Raw genomic sequence first — 17,378 nt, forward strand, 5'->3', positions numbered from 1 at the left:
GTTGCGAACCTCTTGCAAGAGCGACGTCGTCGTGGATGTGCGCTGTTTCCGGGATGTTCAAGAAGCGGAATCCGGGAAATGTGCGACATTGGAGAGAAAGCGGATGCGTAACCCCCGCATAGGTCACACAGCGTAAGGGGTCGTCCGATGTCGGTAGTCGAACAGCACGCACGAGCCCACATCCTCACGGACGACGTTCCCGACGACGTCGGGGCCGTCCCGGTGGTCCTGCACTACGACCCCCTTCAGGATCCGCGCGCCGTGCGGGTCGACCTGCCCGGCGCGCACGAGTGGACCTTCCCCCGGTCGCTGCTCGAACAGGGGCTGAGCGCCCCGGCCGGCAGCGGCGACGTGCGGGTGTGGCCCTGCGGGCGGGTGCAGGCCGTGATCGAGTTCCACTCCGCGGGCGGTGTCTCGGTGGTGCAGCTCGAGACGAAGACGGTGGCCAGGTTCCTGCGGCGGACCTACCGGGCGACGGCGTCGCCGGAGCCCGTCGTCCACCGGTGACGCCGCGCGTGACGCCGCCGGGGGCGTGGGTCCGCCGGTGACGCCGGCCGCCGGAGAGGTGCCCGGCGGCCGTCAGGTCTGTGCACTGCGGCCGCCAGCCCCCTGTGCCCTGGCGGCCGTGGACTCCTGTGCCCTGCGGCGGTTCAGCTTCCCGCCTTCAGCAGGGACGCCACTATCGGGCCGGCCGTGTCGCCGCCGTGGCCGCCCGCCTGGACGACGCCCGCGGCCGCGAGGTCGCCGCGGTAGGCGGTGAACCAGCCGTTGGCCTTCTCCTGGTTGTCGACCTCGGCGGAGCCCGTCTTCGCGCCGTAGTCCGGGCCGAGGCCTGCCATGGCCTCGGCGGCCGTGCCGTACGCGGCGGTGTACTGCATCACCTCGCGCAGCTGGGACAGGGCGGACGCGGACATCGTCCGGGAGGCCGTGGCCAGCGTGCGGTGGTCGACGGACGGGGAGACCAGGTACGGCTGGTGGAAGACGCCCGCCTTCACCGTCGAGGCCACCGACGCCATGTTCAGCGGGTTCATGCGGACCCCGCCCTGCCCGATGAGCGAGGCGCCCATCGGGGCCGCCGTCTGCACCGGGACCGCGCCGTCGAAGGACGGCACGCCGATGGCCCAGTTGTCCCGCCCCAGGCCGAAGACCTGCTGGGCCTGCTGGGTCAGGTCGGAGTCCTTCAGCTTTCCCGCCTGGCTGATGAAGGCCGTGTTGCAGGAGCGGGCGAAGCTCGCCTTGAACGTGCCGCCCTTGATCTCGAACTTCTTGTCGTTCTGGAACTTCCAGCCGCCGTAGGTGAAGGTCTTCGGGCAGGGGTGCGGCTTGTTCGCCGAGGCCAGGTTCTTCTCGAAGAGCAGCGACGAGGTGATGATCTTCATCGTGGAGCCGGGGGCGAGGGAACCCTGGAAGGCGGTGTTGAAGTTGTGGTTGGTGTTCGCCACCGCGAGGATCTCGCCGGTCGACGGGCGCATCACGACCACCGAGGCCCGCGCGGTCTTCGCCACCTCCTTCTCCGCCGCCGCCTGGAGGGAGGGGCTCAGCGTCGTCCTCACCGTGCCCGGCGTGCCCTTGCTCAGCTCGACGAGCGTCTTGTCGGACAGCTCGGCCTTCTTCGACTCCTTGCCGCGGACCACGCGCAGCTCCACGCCCGCGCTGCCGCCCGACGTCGTGCCGTACTTCTCGCGCAGTCCGTCCAGGACCGGGCCCAGCGACGGGTACTGGGCGGTGGTCATCTCGCCGCCGTCCCGGTCCAGGGCCTTGACCGGCGGGGCGCCGGCCTCGCCGGTGACGATGGTGTCGCCGTCCTTCAGTTCGGGGTGGACGACGGAGGCGTGCCAGTCGACGACCGGTTCGCCGTCCGTGGTGCCCCGGACGACGGTCAGCGTGCTGTCGTACGCCAGCGGCTTGGTCAGGCCCTTGTACGACACCGTGGCCTTCACGGAGAACGGCACCTTGGCGCCGGTGGCGGTGCCCGCGGTCAGGGTGACGTCCTTCAGACCCGCGTCCTTGGTGCAGCCGGTCAGCAGCGTGGTGGCCGCGGCGGTGTCGTTGGTCGCGGCGGCCGCCTCCGCGGGCTTGCCCTGCTGCCAGGCCGTCAGGAAAGCCTTGGTCGCGGTCTGTACCTCGGCCGCCGACAGCGGGCCGGTCTTCTTCGCCTCGCTGTAGCCGGCCGACGTCCGCGCCCGGTCGTCGGCCGCCGCGCCGCCACCGCCGTACAGCGTGTAGACGCCGATGCCGGCACCGGCGACGACCACGGCGATCACCCCGCCGACCACGGCCGGAGTCGTCTTTCGCCGCTCGTCGACACGTCTTCTCTTACCCACTGCCTTCGGTCCTCCGCCCATCCCCCGGGGCCCCCGTCGCCCCACTGCCCCCACGTTCCTCAATGACGGCCCCACCCTAGGGCCTCCCGCAGGAACACGTCCGCGGACCGGGTTCCGTCCCATTCCGGGAACGGCACCTGAACACCGGCCCCGCGGCCGGGGCGGGTCCTCGCCGGGGCCGCCCGGCCCGGCGGTCGGTCGCGAAGGACGGCCGGTGTGTCCAAAACCGTTCGGGGCGTGCCGGTGTGCGGGCTCGCTCCCGCTCACCGGCCAGGAACGGTCAGCTCGCCGTGCGCAGGACCGCTGCCACGATCGGGCCCGCCGCGTCGCCGCCGTGGCCGCCCTCCTGGGTCATGGCGGCGGCCGCCATGTCGTTGTGGTAGCCGGCGAACCAGCTGTTGGACTTGGCCTGGCCGTCGACCTCGGCGGAGCCGGTCTTCGCGCCGATGCTGCCGCCGAGCCCGGACATCGCCGGGGCCGCGGTGCCGCTGACGGCGGTGCGGTTCATCATCTGCCGCAGCTGGGTGACCGTGTCCGCCGACAGGCCCCGGGCCTGGGCCAGCGGGCGGCCGTCGAGCTTGGCGGACACGATGACGGGCTGGCGGAAGACACCGGTCATCGCGGTCGCCGTCACCGACGCCATGTTCAGCGGGCTCATCTGCACCTGGCCCTGCCCGATCAGGTTGGCGGCCGTGTCCGGGCCGCCGGAGGCGGGGACGGAGCCGTCGAAGGACGGTATACCGACCTTCCAGTTGTCCCGGCCGAGCCCGAAGCGCTCCTCGGCCTCCCTCGTCAGGGAGTCCACCTGGACCTCGTCCGCGTACTTCACGAACGCCGTGTTGCAGGACCGGGCGAAGCTCTCCGAGAGGGTCGCCTGCTCGTTGGGCGCCATGTTCTTCAGGTTGTGGAAGGTCTGGCTCTGCCACACCGCCTCGTTCGGGCAGGGCGCGGGGCCGGAGGCCTTTGTGATCCCGTTGTCGATGAGAGTGGCCGCGCTGATGATCTTCATGGTGGAGCCGGGCGCGAGCCGGCCCAGGAACGCGGCGTTGAAGGCGTCGGCCCGGTGGTTGGCGACCGCGAGCACCTCGCCGGTGGACGGCTTCACGGCGACCACGGACGACTCGGCGTACTGCTGCACGGCCTGCTCGGCCGCCGCCTGCGCACGCGCGCTGAGGGTGGTGTGCAGCTTGCCCGGCCGGCCCTTGGCGAGGGTGACCAGCGGGGTGTCGGCGGCGCCGGAGTCCTCGTGCCGGATGCTCAGCTCGACCGCCGCCTCGCCGCCCGCCGTCTCCCCGTACTTGGCCCGCAGCTCGTCCAGGATCGGCCCGAGCGAGGGATACTTCTCCTTGGTCAGCACGACGCCGTCGCGGTCGACGGCCTCGATCGGCGGGGACGCCGACCCCCCGGTGACGAGGGTGTCGCCCTTGACCAGGTCGGGGTGGACGACCGAGGGCTGCCAGTCGACCAGCGGCTGGTGGGTGGACACGCCCCGCACGATGCTCAGACGGCTGTCGTAGGCCAGCGGCTTGGACTTCCCGCCGTACGACACGGTGGCCTTGACCGAGAAGGGCACGGTGGTCCCGGAGGCGGCCTTGGGTGTGATCTTCACATCGGTGATGTGCGCGTCGTGACCGTAGGCCGTGAGCAGCTGCTCGGCCGCCTCGGGGAAGTCCGTGTACGACGCGGCCTCGGCCGCTTCGTTCTTCTCCCAGGCCGCGAAGAACCTCGTCGAGGTCTCCTTCACCTCGTCCCGGCTCGGCGGCCCGGTCCGCACGGGCGCCGGCCCGCTGCCGGAGACCGTGTGGGTGTTGGTGCCGGCGTTCCCGCTCAGCGCGGACACGAAGTTGTACGCCCCGTACCCGGCCCCGCCCACCAACGCGGCGAACACCCCGCCGACGACAGCGATCTTGGTCCCCTTGCGCATGAATGCGCCCCCTCCCCGTTCATGAACCCACCGCACTGTAAGTGGCAGAAGGGGAAAACGTGCGTGCTGTTTTCCGATGTTGTCCGAACAGAGATCAGCGGGCTGATCAGACCCAGGTATCCAGCCACATACGCGAACGCCATGAATCGATGGGAATTGCGGTGCCCGTGTAGAGCGGCCAGAAATAGACGAAGTTGCAGATGATCAGCAGGACCAGGGCGCCCGCGCCGATCGCGCCCGCGCCGCGGCGGGTCTCCGAGGAGCCGGGCGGACCCACGATCGCGCCGATCAGCATCGCCACCGCCAGGCAGAGGAAGGGCAGGAAGACGACGGCGTAGAAGAAGAAGATCGTGCGCTCCTGGTACAGGAACCAGGGCAGGTAGCCGGCGGCGGCGCCGCAGGCGATGGCGCCCGCGCGCCAGTCGCGGCGGAAGAACCAGCGCCACAGCACGTACACCAGCGCGGCGCAGGCCGTCCACCACAGCATCGGCGTGCCGATGGCGAGGACCTCACGGGCGCACTTGCCGGCGGTGTCCGCGGGGCAGCCCGCCGTGCCGGGGGAGGGCGACTCGTAGAAGTACGACACCGGGCGGCCGTCGACGATCCAGCTCCACGGGTTGGACTGGTAGTTGTGCGGCGAGGACAGGCCGACGTGGAACTTGTAGACCTCGTGCTCGTAGTGCCACAGGCTGCGCAGCCAGTCCGGCAGGAAGGTGAAGCTGCCGCCCTTGCCGTCGGTCGCGGCCCAGTCGCGGAAGTAGCCGCCGCTGCCGTCGGCGGGGGAGCGGATCCAGCCGATCCAGGAGACCAGGTAGACGGCGATCGCGACCGGGACGGTGGCCAGGAACGTGATGCCGGTGTCCCGCTTCAGCACGGCCGTGTACGGGCGCCAGGCGCCGGCCACCTTGCGGGCGCCGACGTCCCACAGCACGGCCATCACGCAGAACGCGGCCAGGATGTACAGGCCGTTCCACTTGGTGGCGAACGCCAGGCCCAGCATGAGGCCCGCCGCCCAGCGCCACGGGCGCAGGCCGAGGCGGGTCGTCTCGGCCGTGTGCGCGTCGGGCCGCACCCGTCCGTCGGCGTCGGCCGGGAGCGCCGCGGCGAGCCTTGCCCGGGTCCGGTCGCGGTCGATCAGCAGGCAGCCGAAGGCGGCCAGCACGAAGAACATCAGCACGCCGTCGAGGAGCGCGGTCCGGCTCATCACGAAGTGCAGGCCGTCCACCGCCATCAGCGCGCCCGCCAGGCAGCCGAGGAAGGTGGAACGCATCAGACGCCGGCCGATCCGGCACAGCATCAGCACCGACAGCGTGCCGAGCAGGGCCGTCATGAAGCGCCAGCCGAACGGGTTGAACCCGAAGAGCAGCTCGCCGAGGCCGATCACGTACTTGCCGACCGGCGGGTGCACGACATAGGCCGCGTCCGAGGGGATGGGGATGTGCCCGCCGGTCTTGAGGATCAGATCGTTGGCGTTCTTGTCCCAGTTGACCTCGAAGCCGCGGTGGACCAGCGCCCACGCGTCCTTGGCGTAGTACGTCTCGTCGAATATCACCGCCTTCGGGCTGCCCAGGTTCCAGAACCGCAGCACGCCCGCCACCAGCGTGACCAGCAGCGGACCGCCCCAGCCCGACCAGCGGACGATCCGGTCGGCGAGGGTTCGCGGGATGCCGAGGGCCGCCCACAGGCGCTCGCCGGGCCGCGCATACGGCGGCACCAGACGGTCGACGACGCCGACGTCGCCGTTCGCGGGCCCCGCGGAGTAGCCGAAGCGGCGCAGGCGCTGCTGCCACGTCGGCCGCTGGTCGTGCGGGGCCGGGCCCTGTCGGGTGTCCGTGTGGGACGCGGTACTGGTCACCGCGCCATCGTAGGGAACCGTTGTGTGTGAGTCCCGCGCATGGCCGGTACCGGCCGGGACGCGTTCGTCCGTGACGACACTTGAGAGGATGGGCCGCGTGACTGGAACCCTTGTTTTGGCGGGCACCCCCATCGGCGACGTCCAGGACGCGCCGCCCCGGCTCGCCGAGGAACTGGCCGGCGCGGACGTGGTCGCCGCCGAGGACACCCGGCGGCTGCGCCGACTCACCCAGGCGCTCGGCGTCACCCCCAGGGGGCGCGTCGTGTCGTACTTCGAGGGCAACGAGTCCGCCCGCACGCCGGAGCTGGTGGAGGAGCTGCTCGGCGGCGCGCGTGTGCTGCTGGTGACGGACGCGGGCATGCCGTCCGTGTCCGATCCGGGCTACCGGCTGGTCGCGGCCGCCGTGGAGCGGGACGTCCGGGTGACGGCCGTACCGGGCCCGTCCGCCGTGCTCACCGCGCTCGCGCTGTCCGGGCTGCCGGTCGACCGGTTCTGTTTCGAGGGGTTCCTGCCGCGCAAGGCGGGCGAGCGGCTGTCCCGGCTGCGGGAGGTCGCACAGGAGCGGCGCACGCTCGTCTACTTCGAGGCCCCGCACCGGCTCGACGACACGCTGGCCGCGATGGCCGAGGTGTTCGGCGCCGAGCGTCGGGCCGCCGTGTGCCGGGAGCTGACCAAGACCTACGAGGAGGTGCGGCGCGGCGGGCTCGGGGAGCTGGCCGCGTGGGCCGCCGAGGGCGTGCGCGGTGAGATCACCGTCGTGGTCGAGGGGGCGCCCGAGAAGGGGCCCGAGGAGATCGGCGCCGAGGAGCTGGTGCGCCGGGTGCGGGTGCGCGAGGAGGCCGGGGAGCGTCGCAAGGAGGCCATCGCGGCGGTCGCGGTCGAGGCCGGGGTGCCCAAGCGTGAGGTGTTCGACGCGGTGGTCGCCGCCAAGCGCGCGGGGGCGTGAGACCTCGCTCACACCCGCTCTGAGCAGGGCGCATCTCTCATGAGCGGCCGCCCCATGGGGCGGCAAAGAGCCGTCCGGGAAGGCAAAGCGGCGGCGGCCGTCGGAGGGACCCTTTGGCAAGCGGGGCCCAAAACGCCGCCAACACTCCCCAGGCCTTGTGCAGGACGGACGGCGGAGGAGTTCACTGGGTGGCGGGACGGCAACCGTCCCTTTTGTCCAGCGGACACGAGGAGCTGGCATGAGCGACAGCACGTGGCGGGAGGGCCGCCGCGGTACGGCCACCGCCGTCGTCAACGAGTCCTACTCCTTCGCCTGCATGCGGTGCGGGCACGGGTGGGAGCAGTCGTACGAGATCGAGCACTACACGGACGGCGACGGCAACCCGTGCGTGCGGTACGTGGTGGAGGGCCGTGTCGTGCCGTCCCCGCTGAGCCGGCCGAACTGCCAGAACTGCGACGGTCACGTCGTCCGGATCATGCGGGCCGGCCGGGTGTCGTCCGCGCAGAGCCATCTCCACCGGCACGAGGAGCCGCGGCACCTTCCGTCGGCACCGGTGGCGGACCGGCTGGAGACGCCCCCGCCGGGGGAGGAGGCGGTGGACCAGGGGCAGGACGCCCACACCGGCCACACCGACGCGGACGGGCACCACTGGCATCTGTCGGACCTGCTGCACCCCTTCCACCGCAAGGCGGGCTGAGGAGCGCCGGCGAACGGCGAACGCGGCGAACGATGAGAACCCGCCCGTTCCGTAGGATCGGGGCATGCCTTCGAACGCCGACAAGAACGCGGCGCCCCCGCTTCCGGAGCCGCTCCGGATACCGGTCGCCGACTCCCACACCCACCTCGACATGCAGTCGGGCACGGTCGAGGAAGGCCTGGCCAAGGCCGCGTCCGTGGGTGTGACGACCGTCGTCCAGGTGGGCTGCGACCTCAACGGGTCGCGGTGGGCCGCCGAGACGGCTGCGGCGTACGACAGCGTCCACGCGACGGTCGCCCTGCACCCGAACGAGGCTCCGCGCATTGTCCACGGTGACCCCGACGGCTGGTCGCGGCAGGGTGCGCGCGAGCCGGGCGGGGACGCCGGGCTGGACGAGGCCCTGGCCGAGATCGACCGGCTGGCCGCGCTGCCCCAGGTCAAGGGTGTCGGCGAGACCGGGCTCGATTACTTCCGCACCGGCCCCGAGGGCAAGGCGGCGCAGGAGCGGTCCTTCCGCGCCCACATCGAGATCGCCAAGCGGCACGGCAAGACCCTCGTCATCCACGACCGGGACGCCCACGCCGACGTCCTGCGCGTCCTCAAGGAGGAGGGCGCCCCCGAGCGGACGGTGTTCCACTGCTACTCGGGCGACGCGGAGATGGCCGAGGTGTGCGCCCGCGCCGGCTACTACATGTCCTTCGCCGGCAACGTCACCTTCAAGAACGCCCAGAACCTGCGGGACGCCCTCGCCGTCGCCCCGCTGGAGCTGGTCCTGGTGGAGACCGACGCGCCCTTCCTGACCCCGGCGCCGTACCGCGGACGACCCAACGCCCCGTACCTCGTTCCGGTCACGGTGCGTGCGATGGCCGCCGTGCGCGGCATCGACGAGGACGCCCTGGCGACGGCGCTGGGGGCCAACACGGCCCGCGTTTTCGACTACTGAGCGCATCCACGGGCGCTCCGCCGGGTTCTGGGCGGCCGTGGCGATCGCGTCGTCCGCGCCCCCGTACCCTTGTGCCGTGAGCAGCCCCGCCCCCGACGCCCTCCTGGGCCCCGCCGACATCCGCGAACTGGCGGCCGCGCTCGGCGTACGCCCCACCAAGCAACGCGGCCAGAACTTCGTGATCGACGCGAACACGGTCCGCCGTATCGTCCGTACCGCCGACGTCCACCCCGAGGACGTGGTCGTCGAGGTCGGCCCGGGGCTCGGCTCCCTCACCCTCGCCCTGCTGGAGGCCGCCGACCGGGTCACCGCCGTCGAGATCGACGACGTACTCGCCGCCGCGCTGCCCGCGACCGTCGCCGCCCGCATGCCGGAGCGCGCCGGCCGGTTCGCGCTGGTCCACTCCGACGCGATGCACGTCACCGAGCTGCCGGGCCCCGCGCCCACCGCCCTGGTCGCGAACCTCCCCTACAACGTGGCCGTGCCCGTCCTGCTGCACATGCTCGACACCTTCCCGAGCATCGAGCGCACCCTCGTGATGGTGCAGGCGGAGGTCGCCGACCGGCTCGCCGCGGCGCCCGGCTCGAAGGTGTACGGCGTGCCGTCCGTGAAGGCCAACTGGTACGCCGAGGTCAAGCGGGCCGGGGCCATCGGCCGCAACGTCTTCTGGCCCGCGCCGAACGTCGACAGCGGACTGGTGTCCCTGGTCCGGCGCACGGAACCGATCGCGACCACCGCCACCAAGCGCGAGGTCTTCGCGGTCGTCGACGCGGCCTTCGCGCAGCGGCGCAAGACGCTGCGGGCCGCGCTCGCCGGATGGGCCGGGTCGGCCGCGGCGGCGGAGGCGGCCCTGGTCGCCGCCGGGGTCTCCCCGCAGGCGCGGGGCGAGTCCCTGACGGTGGCGGAGTTCGCACGGATCGCCGAGCACGCCGAACACAAGGAGACCGGTAAGTGAGCGTCACCGTACGCGTCCCGGCCAAGGTCAACGCCCAGCTCGCGGTCGGCGCCGCCCGCCCCGACGGCTTCCACGACCTGGCGAACGTCTTCCTCGCGGTCGGCCTGTACGACGAGGTCACGGTCACCGAGGCCGACGAGCTGCGGGTGACCTGCGCGGGCCCGGACGCCGGCGAGGTCCCGCTGGACCGTACGAACCTCGCGGCCCGCGCGGCCCTCGTCCTCGCCGAGCGGTACGGCCGCAGCCCCGCCGTGCACCTCCACATCGCCAAGGACATCCCGGTCGCCGGGGGCATGGCGGGCGGCAGCGCGGACGGCGCGGGCGCGCTGGTGGCCTGTGACGCGCTGTGGGGCACCAACGCCTCCCGCGACGAACTCCTCGACATCTGCGCCGAGTTGGGCAGCGATGTGCCGTTCAGTCTGGTGGGCGGGGCGGCGCTGGGCACCGGGCGCGGGGAGAAGCTGCGTCCGCTGGAGGTCGGCGGCACCTTCCACTGGGTGTTCGCGATGGCCGACGGCGGGCTGTCCACGCCTGCGGTGTTCCGCGAGTTCGACCGGCTCGCCGAGGGCACGGACATTCCGGAGCCGGTCGCCTCCGAGGACCTGCTGGCCGCGCTGGAGAAGGGCGACACCGCCGCCCTCGCCGCCGCGCTCTCCAACGACCTCCAGCCCGCGGCGCTCTCCCTGCGCCCGTCCCTCGCGGACACCCTCGCGGCGGGCCGCGCGGCGGGGGCTCTGGCGGGCCTGGTCTCGGGGTCGGGGCCGACGACGGCGTTCCTGGTGGCGGACGTGGAGTCGGCGTCCGCGGTGGCCGAGGCGCTGCGGGCGTCAGGGACATGCCGTTCGGTGCGTACGGCGTCGGCGCCCGCGCCGGGGGCGATGGTGCTCTGACGGGGCCGTGCGGCTCAGAGCCCGTCGATGGCCGTCAGGTCGATGTCGATGGCGTAGGGCTTGTCGACCTTGATCCGCTCGCGGTGCATGCCCATGTGCACGTATGCCTTCGTCACCGGGTCGAGTTCGTAGACGTGGACGACGGGCCTGCCGGTCGCTCCGTTCTCTTCGACGCGCCAGAAGTTCGGGATTCCCGCGGTGGCGTATTTCTGCGGCTTGGTCGTGCGGTCGCGGGACTCCGAATCCGGAGAGACGACCTCGACGGCGAGCAGGATGTCCTCGGCCTGGTAGCTCGTCTGGCCCGGTCCAGTGATCGCGCCGGTTCGGAACACGCTCACGTCGGGTTCGGGACCGTTGCGTTTGTCGAGGATCACCGTCATTTCCCGGCTGACCCTGAATTCGTCAGGGAGACTGCTGCGCAGGCCATTGACGAGCAAGTCGATCACATTGCCGTGGAAACGGCGTTGCGGACTCACGAAAACCAGGCTCCCGTCGATCAGCTCGGTGTGCGGCGGGAGATCCGGCAGCGTGAACAGGTCGTCCACGGTGTAGCCGTCCAGCGGCGGCACCGGCCAGTGGACGCGGTGCTCTACGGACTCGGCGGTCATGGTTCCTCCCATGGACGGGATCCTGCTGCCTGCCCTCCACGGTAGCGGCCCGTTCCTGATCACGTCATCACAAAGGGTGACGATCCCCTCGCGCGTCGCCCCTCATCCGCGAGGCCCTACGCTAGAAAGCTGACCGACCCCCGCGCACAGGAGTGAAATGGCCGTCAACCTGGTCAATGTCGAGAACGTCAGCAAGGTGTACGGCACGCGCGCCCTGCTCGACGGCGTCTCGCTCGGTGTGTCCGAAGGGGACCGGATCGGGGTCGTCGGGCGCAACGGTGACGGCAAGACCACCCTGATCCGGATGCTGGCCAGGCTGGAGGAAGCCGACACCGGACGGGTCACGCACTCCGGCGGACTGCGGATCGGGGTGCTCACCCAGCACGACTCCCTCGACCCGGCGGCCACCGTCCGCCACGAGGTCATCGGGGACATGGCCGACCACGAGTGGGCGGGCAACGCCAAGGTCAGGGACGTCCTGACCGGACTGTTCGGCGGGCTCGACCTGCCGGGCTTCCCCAAGGGCCTCGACACCGTCATCGGACCGCTGTCCGGCGGTGAGCGCCGGCGGATCGCGCTGGCCAAGCTGCTCATCGAGGCGCAGGACCTGCTGGTCCTGGACGAGCCCACCAACCACCTCGACGTCGAGGGCATCTCCTGGCTGGCCCGGCACCTGCGCGAGCGCCGCTCCGCGCTGGTGTGCGTCACCCACGACCGGTGGTTCCTCGACCAGGTCTGCACCCGGATGTGGGACGTGCAGCGCGGGGCGGTGTACGAGTACGAGGGCGGCTACTCCGACTACGTCTTCGCCCGCGCCGAGCGCGAGCGGATCGCCGCCACCGAGGAGGTCAAGCGGCAGAACCTGATCCGCAAGGAGCTGGCCTGGCTGCGGCGCGGCGCCCCCGCCCGCACCTCCAAGCCCCGCTTCCGGGTGGAGGCCGCCAACGAGCTGATCGCCGACGTGCCGCCGCCCCGCGACAGCAGCGAGCTGATGAAGTTCGCCTCCTCCCGCCTCGGCAAGACGGTCTTCGACCTGGAGGACATCACCGTCCAGGCCGGGCCGAAGGTGCTGCTCAAGCACGTCACCTGGCAGCTCGGGCCGGGCGACCGGATCGGTCTCGTCGGCGTCAACGGCTCCGGCAAGACCTCCCTGCTGCGGGCCATGGCCGACGCCGCCCGTACCGAGGGCGAGGCACAGCCCTCCGGCGGGCGGATCGCCGTCGGCAGGACCGTCAAGCTCGCCTATCTCTCCCAGGAGGTCGCCGAACTCGACCCCGACTGGCGGGTCCTGGAGGCCGTGCAGCAGGTGCGCGAGCGCGTGGACCTCGGCAAGGGGCGGGAGATGACCGCCGGGCAGCTGTGCGAGACGTTCGGCTTCGGCAAGGAGAAGCAGTGGACGCCGGTGGGCGACCTGTCCGGCGGTGAGCGGCGGCGGCTGCAACTGCTGCGCCTGCTCATGGACGAGCCCAACGTGCTCTTCCTCGACGAGCCCACCAACGACCTCGACATCGAGACCCTCACCCAGCTCGAGGACGTCCTCGACGGCTGGCCGGGCTCGATGGTCGTCATCTCCCACGACCGCTTCTTCGTCGAGCGCACCACCGACACGGTGTACGCGCTCCTCGGCGACGGCACGCTGCGGATGCTGCCGCGCGGTATCGACGAGTACCTGGAACGGCGGCAGCGGATGGAGCAGCAGGCCGCGGCCGCCGCACCGGTCCCGGCGCCCGCCGCCGAGCAGGGCGCGCCCGAGCGGAGCGCCGCCGAACTGCGCGCCGCGAAGAAGGAACTGCAGAAGATCGAGCGGCAGTTGGACCGCGTGTCCGAGAAGGAGTCCACGCTGCACGCGAGGATCGCCGAGAACGCCACCGACTTCGCGAAGGTCGCCGAACTCGACGCCGAGCTGCGCGCCTTGACCGGGGAGCGGGAGGAACTGGAGATGCGCTGGCTCGAACTCGCCGAGGACGCGTAGGCGGTGCGGGCGGGCGCGTCCGGGGCGGGTGAACGCGCCGTGTGAACGAGGCGTGGCGGTTTTCTGGAGGGAAGATCCTCCGCGTCCACCACGCATAACGGGCGCGTCACGGGCCGGTCCTCCCTTGGGAACAGGGAGCGGCGGGGGCCGGTGGCGGGCAGGTTGCGAGTGATAAGAATGAGCCGTCCGGGGACTGTCCCGGGCGGCTCTGGGTGCGTCGAGTACCTCAGGGCGTGGCTAAAAAGCAGTGAATGAGGGGGAAGCGCGCTGATGTCTCAGCCGCCCAGCCGGCCGCCCCAGGGCGGTTTCGGAGCACCGCAGGATCAGCCGCCGCAACCGCAGGACCAGCCGCCGCAGTCCGGCGGCTTCGGGCCCCCGCAAGCCCCGCCGCCGCAGGGTGGTTTCGGTGCCCCGCAGGCCCCGCCGCCGCAGGGTGGTTTCGGTGCCCCGCAGGCCCCGCCGCCGCAGGGTGGTTTCGGTGCCCCGCAGGCCCCGCCGCCGCAGGGTGGTTTCGGTGCCCCGCAGGCCCCGCCGCCGCAGGGTGGTTTCGGTGCTCCCCAGGGCACGCCCCCGCCCCCGGCCCAGCCGCCGCAGACCCCGCCGCCCCCGCCCGCGGGACCGCCGCAGCCCCAGCCCGGCTACGGCTACCCGCAGCAGCCCGGGCCCTACGCCCAGCCCGGCCCCTACGGCGCGCCCGCCGCGCCCGGTCCGTACGGGCAGCCGCAGCAGCCGGGGCCGTACGGGCAGCAGCCCGGCTACGGCTATCCGCAGCAGCAGCCCTTCGCGGGCGCGCCCGGCACCCCGCCCTCCGGCGGCTCCGGCAGCCCGTTCAAGGGCAGGACCGCGGCCATCATCGGCGCCGCGGTCGCCGTCGTGCTCGCCGTGGGCGTCACCGTGTGGGCCGTCAGCGGCGACGACGGCAAGAAGCCGGTTGCCGACCCGAGCGGCGACGCGAAGCCCTCGAACTCCGCCGCCTCCGACGCCCCGGTCAACCCCGGGGACGGCAGCGGCGACGGCAAGGGGGACGACGGCGACCTCAACGCGGGCCGCAAGTCCGGCGAGGCCAGGGTGCTCTGGTACAAGGAGGCGCCCGCCGCGCCCGGTAGCGGTGCCGACGCGCCCGGCATGTGGATCACCGACAAGGTGGCGGTCAAGGCGGCCTACAAGCAGGTCTTCGCCTTCAACGTCGCTGACGGCAAGGCCCCCTGGGAACCGATCACGTTCCCGGAGAAGATCTGCGCGGTGACTCCGCAGAAGACGGCCGACGACAAGGTGGTCGTGGTCTACATGAGCGGCAGCAGCGACCGCGCCAAGTGCAATCAGATGCAGCAGCTCGACCTGAACACCGGAGAGAAGGGCTGGAGCGGCCAGATCGAGGACGGCGGACTCTTCGACAGCGCGGTCAACGTCGTGCTGACCGTGTCGGGCAAGACCCTGGTGGTGGGCCGTTCGCAGTCGGGCACGGCGTACGACATCGACACCGGCAAGAAGCTCTACGACAAGCAGAGGTACGGCCAGGCCTGCTACCCCGACGGCTACGCAGGCGGCACCCGGCTGATCCAGGTCGCGGGCTGCGGTGCCGGCACGTCGAACGAGCACGACGAGGTCCAGGAGCTCGACCCGGCCACCGGCAAGGTCCTGTGGACCCGACCGATCCCCAAGGACTGGGAGGTCCGGCGGGTCTTCTCCGTCGACCCGGTGGTCATCTACTCGACGGACAAGGACAAGAAGCACTGGAACATCTCGACGCTGACCACCGGCGGTTCCACCCGCTCCCAGGTCGACTCCAAGACGAACTTCAACCCCCAGTGCGACGGCTTCGACTTCTTCATCCGTGACCTGCAGAACTGCACCGCGGTCGCGTCCGAGGGCGACACCCTCTACCTGCCCTCCGACGTCACCACCGGCGCCAACGAGATCGTCGCCATCAACCTCGCCACCGGCAAGGAGAAGTGGCGCGTGAAGTCCCCGACGGACACCTCGATGCTGCCGCTCAAGGTGGAGAACGGGCAGCTCGTCGCGTACGTCGAGCCGTCGTACGACGCGGGCGGCCAGATCGTGTCCATCGCGACGGCGGGATCGGCGCACACTCCGGTGAAGCTGCTCCAGACCCCGGAGGGCACCTCGTCGATCGAGCGAGGTTTCTTCTCGCGAGCCGTCGACTGGGTCGACGGGCGCTTCTACATCTCCACCACCCGGCTGAACGGAAAGGCCGACTCGAAGGAGAAGCTGATGCTCGCCTACGGCAAGTGAGCCGGTGCCGGCCGCGTCACGCGGCCGGCACCGCACGCCGTTGCGGCCCCCGGCCTCCCCGTCGTCCCGTCCTCCCTCCGCTTCCCCGAGGTGCATCCCGTCATGACCCAGCCGCCCCCGCCTCCCCAGCAGCCGCCGCAGCCCGGCGGTTTCGGTTCGCCCCAGGACCAGCCGCCGCAGCCCGGACCGCCCCCGCAGACGCCGCCCGCCGGCGGTCCGGGCCTCGCCAAGTCCCCGCAGCCGGCGCCGGGTTACGGCTACCCGCAGGCGCCGCAGCCGCCGCAGGGCGCCCCGCGGACACCACCCCCGGCCGGACCGCCGCAGCAGTCCGGCTACGGCTACGGCTACCCGGGAGGGCAGCCGAACTCCTACGCCCAGCCTCCCACCGCGCAGCCGAACCCGTACGGCGCCCCGCAGTCCGGGTACGGCTATCCCGCCCAGCCGCCGACCGTGCCGACGCAGCCGCAGGTCGGACAGTCCGGCGGTGGCCGGAAGGTCAGCGCGGAACTGCTGATGATCGTCTCGACCGTGATCGTGATCGCGCTGATCATCGGCACCGGCATCTGGTACGCGAACAGGTCCGACGGCGGCAAGCAGGACACCGCGAACTCCAGCGGCGGCACCGGCGGCAAGGAAGGCGACGGGAAGTCCGCCACCGGCGGCACGGAGAAGGTGCCGTCCGACCCGGCCGCCAAGGTCCTCTACCAGGTGCCCATGCCCGAGGTGAGCGACCTGGTCACCACCAGCGGCTCCTGGCTCACCGACAAGGCGTACGTCAAGAGCGGCGTCGCCGAGGTCGTCGGCTACGACCGGGACAAGGGCACCAAGCTGTGGACGGTCAAGCTGCCCGGCCCGGTGTGCGAGGCCAGCCTGCACACCACCTCGGACGACCGGACGGCGATCGTCTACGAGCCCGCCATGCCGACCGAGGACCAGCCCACGCACGGTTGCAGCCAGGTCGCTGCCATCGACCTCGACGCCGGCAAGAAGCTGTGGACGCAGACCGCCAAGTCCGGTGACCAGCTCATCCGGTTCGACAACGTCACCGTCAGCGGCACCACGGTCGCCGTGGGCGGCACCAGCGGCGGTGCCGCCTTCGACATCGCGGACGGCAAGGCCCTGTGGGCCCCGAAGGCGGCCGACACCTGCTACGACAACGGTTACGGCGGCGGGGCGAAGCTGGTCGCGGTGCGCAAGTGCGGCCAGAGCGAGCAGAGTCAGCTGGGCATTCAGACGCTCGACCCGAAGTCCGGCAAGGTGATCTCGGAGTACAAGATGTCGCAGGGCATCGAGTACGCCGCGATCGTCTCGACCGATCCGCTCGTCGTGGCCGCCGACGTCGGCCACAGCGCGGGCGACGGCAGCGGCATCTCGGACTTCTTCTCCATCGACAACCAGACCGGCAAGCTGCGCGCCCACATCTCGGCGCCCGGTGACACCTACGCGGCCCGCTGCGACGGCATCAGCAAGGTCGAGGACTGCCGGGGCCTCGCGGTCGGCAACGACCGGTTGTACGTGCCCACCGAGGACCACGACGGCAGCGAGGCGTTCCGCAAGACCAACGAGATCGTCGCGTTCGACCTCGGCACCGGCAAGCAGACCGGTCAACGCGCCGACGCGGGTGACGGGTACCACATCATCCCGCTGCGCATGGACGGCGCCGACGTCATCGCCTACAAGAGCCCGCCCTACGACAAGGGCGGCCAGATCGTCAGCGTCGACGGCAGCAGCTTCAAGGAGACCAAGCTGCTGGAGAACCCGGCCTCGCGGGACGTGCGCGACGCGGAGACCTCGATGCTCCCGGACCGCGCGGAGTACCTCTACTCCCAGGGCCACCTCTACATGGCGTCGGTCTACGCCCGCAAGCCGTCGTCCTCGTCCGAAGGCAAGGACTACCTGGCGCTGGCCTTCGGAACGGGCGGCTGACCCGCCGCACGGCCGGAACGAGACGGCCCCGTCCCCGCCCGGGGACGGGGCCGTCCGCGTACCGGCCGTGCGGCCCCGCATGACC

At 71.7% G+C, this 17,378-nt stretch carries 13 protein-coding genes; 9 read left to right on the forward strand and 4 right to left on the reverse strand.

Annotated elements, in window-relative coordinates:
* The first annotated feature begins 147 nt into the window (after nt 1–147).
* On the forward strand, nt 148–507 hold the full coding sequence (locus ACTYVM_RS19855) for an SsgA family sporulation/cell division regulator (protein WP_445527191.1): 360 nt from the start codon (nt 148–150) through the stop codon (nt 505–507).
* Nucleotides 508–650: 143 nt separating this feature from the next.
* On the opposite strand, the gene ACTYVM_RS19860 is transcribed toward ACTYVM_RS19855, so the two are convergent.
* The 3 genes from ACTYVM_RS19860 to ACTYVM_RS19870 form a co-directional block, all read right to left on the reverse strand.
* A complete protein-coding gene (locus ACTYVM_RS19860; RefSeq protein ID WP_445527192.1) occupies nt 651–2,324 on the reverse strand; it encodes a penicillin-binding transpeptidase domain-containing protein in 1,674 nt (557 codons plus the stop codon).
* Nucleotides 2,325–2,604: 280 nt separating this feature from the next.
* A complete protein-coding gene (locus ACTYVM_RS19865) occupies nt 2,605–4,248 on the reverse strand; it encodes a penicillin-binding transpeptidase domain-containing protein (RefSeq protein ID WP_445527193.1) in 1,644 nt (547 codons plus the stop codon).
* Nucleotides 4,249–4,354: 106 nt separating this feature from the next.
* Entirely contained in the window at nt 4,355–6,103 is a 1,749-nt protein-coding gene (locus ACTYVM_RS19870; protein ID WP_445527194.1) for a dolichyl-phosphate-mannose--protein mannosyltransferase, read from the reverse strand.
* A 97-nt stretch (nt 6,104–6,200) separates the two neighbouring features.
* Here ACTYVM_RS19870 and rsmI point away from each other — a divergent pair, with 97 nt between their 5' ends.
* The 5 genes from rsmI to ACTYVM_RS19895 all read left to right on the forward strand — a co-directional run bounded on the left by rsmI (nt 6,201) and on the right by ACTYVM_RS19895 (nt 10,534).
* Complete coding sequence (gene rsmI / locus ACTYVM_RS19875; protein ID WP_400032312.1) at nt 6,201–7,049, forward strand: 16S rRNA (cytidine(1402)-2'-O)-methyltransferase; 849 nt, start codon at nt 6,201–6,203, stop codon at nt 7,047–7,049.
* Between the two features lie 238 nt (nt 7,050–7,287).
* On the forward strand, nt 7,288–7,746 hold the full coding sequence (locus ACTYVM_RS19880; RefSeq protein ID WP_445527195.1) for a hypothetical protein: 459 nt from the start codon (nt 7,288–7,290) through the stop codon (nt 7,744–7,746).
* Between the two features lie 64 nt (nt 7,747–7,810).
* Nucleotides 7,811–8,689 (forward strand): TatD family hydrolase, encoded by an 879-nt coding sequence (locus ACTYVM_RS19885; protein ID WP_445527196.1) that lies wholly within the window; start codon nt 7,811–7,813, stop codon nt 8,687–8,689.
* 76 nt (nt 8,690–8,765) lie between these two features.
* Entirely contained in the window at nt 8,766–9,644 is an 879-nt protein-coding gene (rsmA, locus tag ACTYVM_RS19890) for a 16S rRNA (adenine(1518)-N(6)/adenine(1519)-N(6))-dimethyltransferase RsmA (protein WP_445527197.1), read from the forward strand.
* Nucleotides 9,641–10,534, forward strand: coding sequence for a 4-(cytidine 5'-diphospho)-2-C-methyl-D-erythritol kinase (locus tag ACTYVM_RS19895; RefSeq protein WP_445527198.1), 894 nt, complete (start codon nt 9,641–9,643; stop codon nt 10,532–10,534). The genes rsmA and ACTYVM_RS19895 overlap by 4 nt, the downstream gene beginning before the upstream one ends.
* A gap of 14 nt (nt 10,535–10,548) precedes the next feature.
* Here the strand turns inward: ACTYVM_RS19895 and ACTYVM_RS19900 are convergent, their stop codons facing one another.
* Nucleotides 10,549–11,142, reverse strand: a complete 594-nt coding sequence (locus ACTYVM_RS19900) for a Uma2 family endonuclease (RefSeq protein ID WP_445527199.1) — start codon at nt 11,140–11,142, stop codon at nt 10,549–10,551.
* A 157-nt stretch (nt 11,143–11,299) separates the two neighbouring features.
* Here ACTYVM_RS19900 and ACTYVM_RS19905 point away from each other — a divergent pair, with 157 nt between their 5' ends.
* The 3 genes from ACTYVM_RS19905 to ACTYVM_RS19915 all read left to right on the forward strand — a co-directional run bounded on the left by ACTYVM_RS19905 (nt 11,300) and on the right by ACTYVM_RS19915 (nt 17,293).
* Complete coding sequence (locus ACTYVM_RS19905; protein WP_445527200.1) at nt 11,300–13,114, forward strand: ABC-F family ATP-binding cassette domain-containing protein; 1,815 nt, start codon at nt 11,300–11,302, stop codon at nt 13,112–13,114.
* 270 nt (nt 13,115–13,384) lie between these two features.
* Nucleotides 13,385–15,367, forward strand: a complete 1,983-nt coding sequence (locus tag ACTYVM_RS19910) for an outer membrane protein assembly factor BamB family protein (RefSeq protein WP_445527201.1) — start codon at nt 13,385–13,387, stop codon at nt 15,365–15,367.
* A 102-nt stretch (nt 15,368–15,469) separates the two neighbouring features.
* Nucleotides 15,470–17,293: an outer membrane protein assembly factor BamB family protein gene (locus ACTYVM_RS19915; RefSeq protein ID WP_445527202.1), complete on the forward strand. Its 1,824-nt coding sequence runs from the start codon at nt 15,470–15,472 to the stop codon at nt 17,291–17,293.
* Nucleotides 17,294–17,378 lie beyond the last annotated feature (85 nt).

The organism is Streptomyces cyslabdanicus (assembly GCF_052663305.1).

Bases quoted from the DNA above. Each gene is read 5' to 3' on its own strand.
- ACTYVM_RS19855 (WP_445527191.1), top strand. From the start codon at position 148: ATGTCGGTAGTCGAACAGCACGCACGAGCCCACATCCTCACGGACGAC.
- ACTYVM_RS19865 (WP_445527193.1), bottom strand. From the start codon at position 4,248: ATGCGCAAGGGGACCAAGATCGCTGTCGTCGGCGGGGTGTTCGCCGCG.
- ACTYVM_RS19880 (WP_445527195.1), top strand. From the start codon at position 7,288: ATGAGCGACAGCACGTGGCGGGAGGGCCGCCGCGGTACGGCCACCGCC.
- ACTYVM_RS19885 (WP_445527196.1), top strand. From the start codon at position 7,811: ATGCCTTCGAACGCCGACAAGAACGCGGCGCCCCCGCTTCCGGAGCCG.
- ACTYVM_RS19900 (WP_445527199.1), bottom strand. From the start codon at position 11,142: ATGACCGCCGAGTCCGTAGAGCACCGCGTCCACTGGCCGGTGCCGCCG.
- ACTYVM_RS19905 (WP_445527200.1), top strand. From the start codon at position 11,300: ATGGCCGTCAACCTGGTCAATGTCGAGAACGTCAGCAAGGTGTACGGC.
- ACTYVM_RS19910 (WP_445527201.1), top strand. From the start codon at position 13,385: ATGTCTCAGCCGCCCAGCCGGCCGCCCCAGGGCGGTTTCGGAGCACCG.
- ACTYVM_RS19915 (WP_445527202.1), top strand. From the start codon at position 15,470: ATGACCCAGCCGCCCCCGCCTCCCCAGCAGCCGCCGCAGCCCGGCGGT.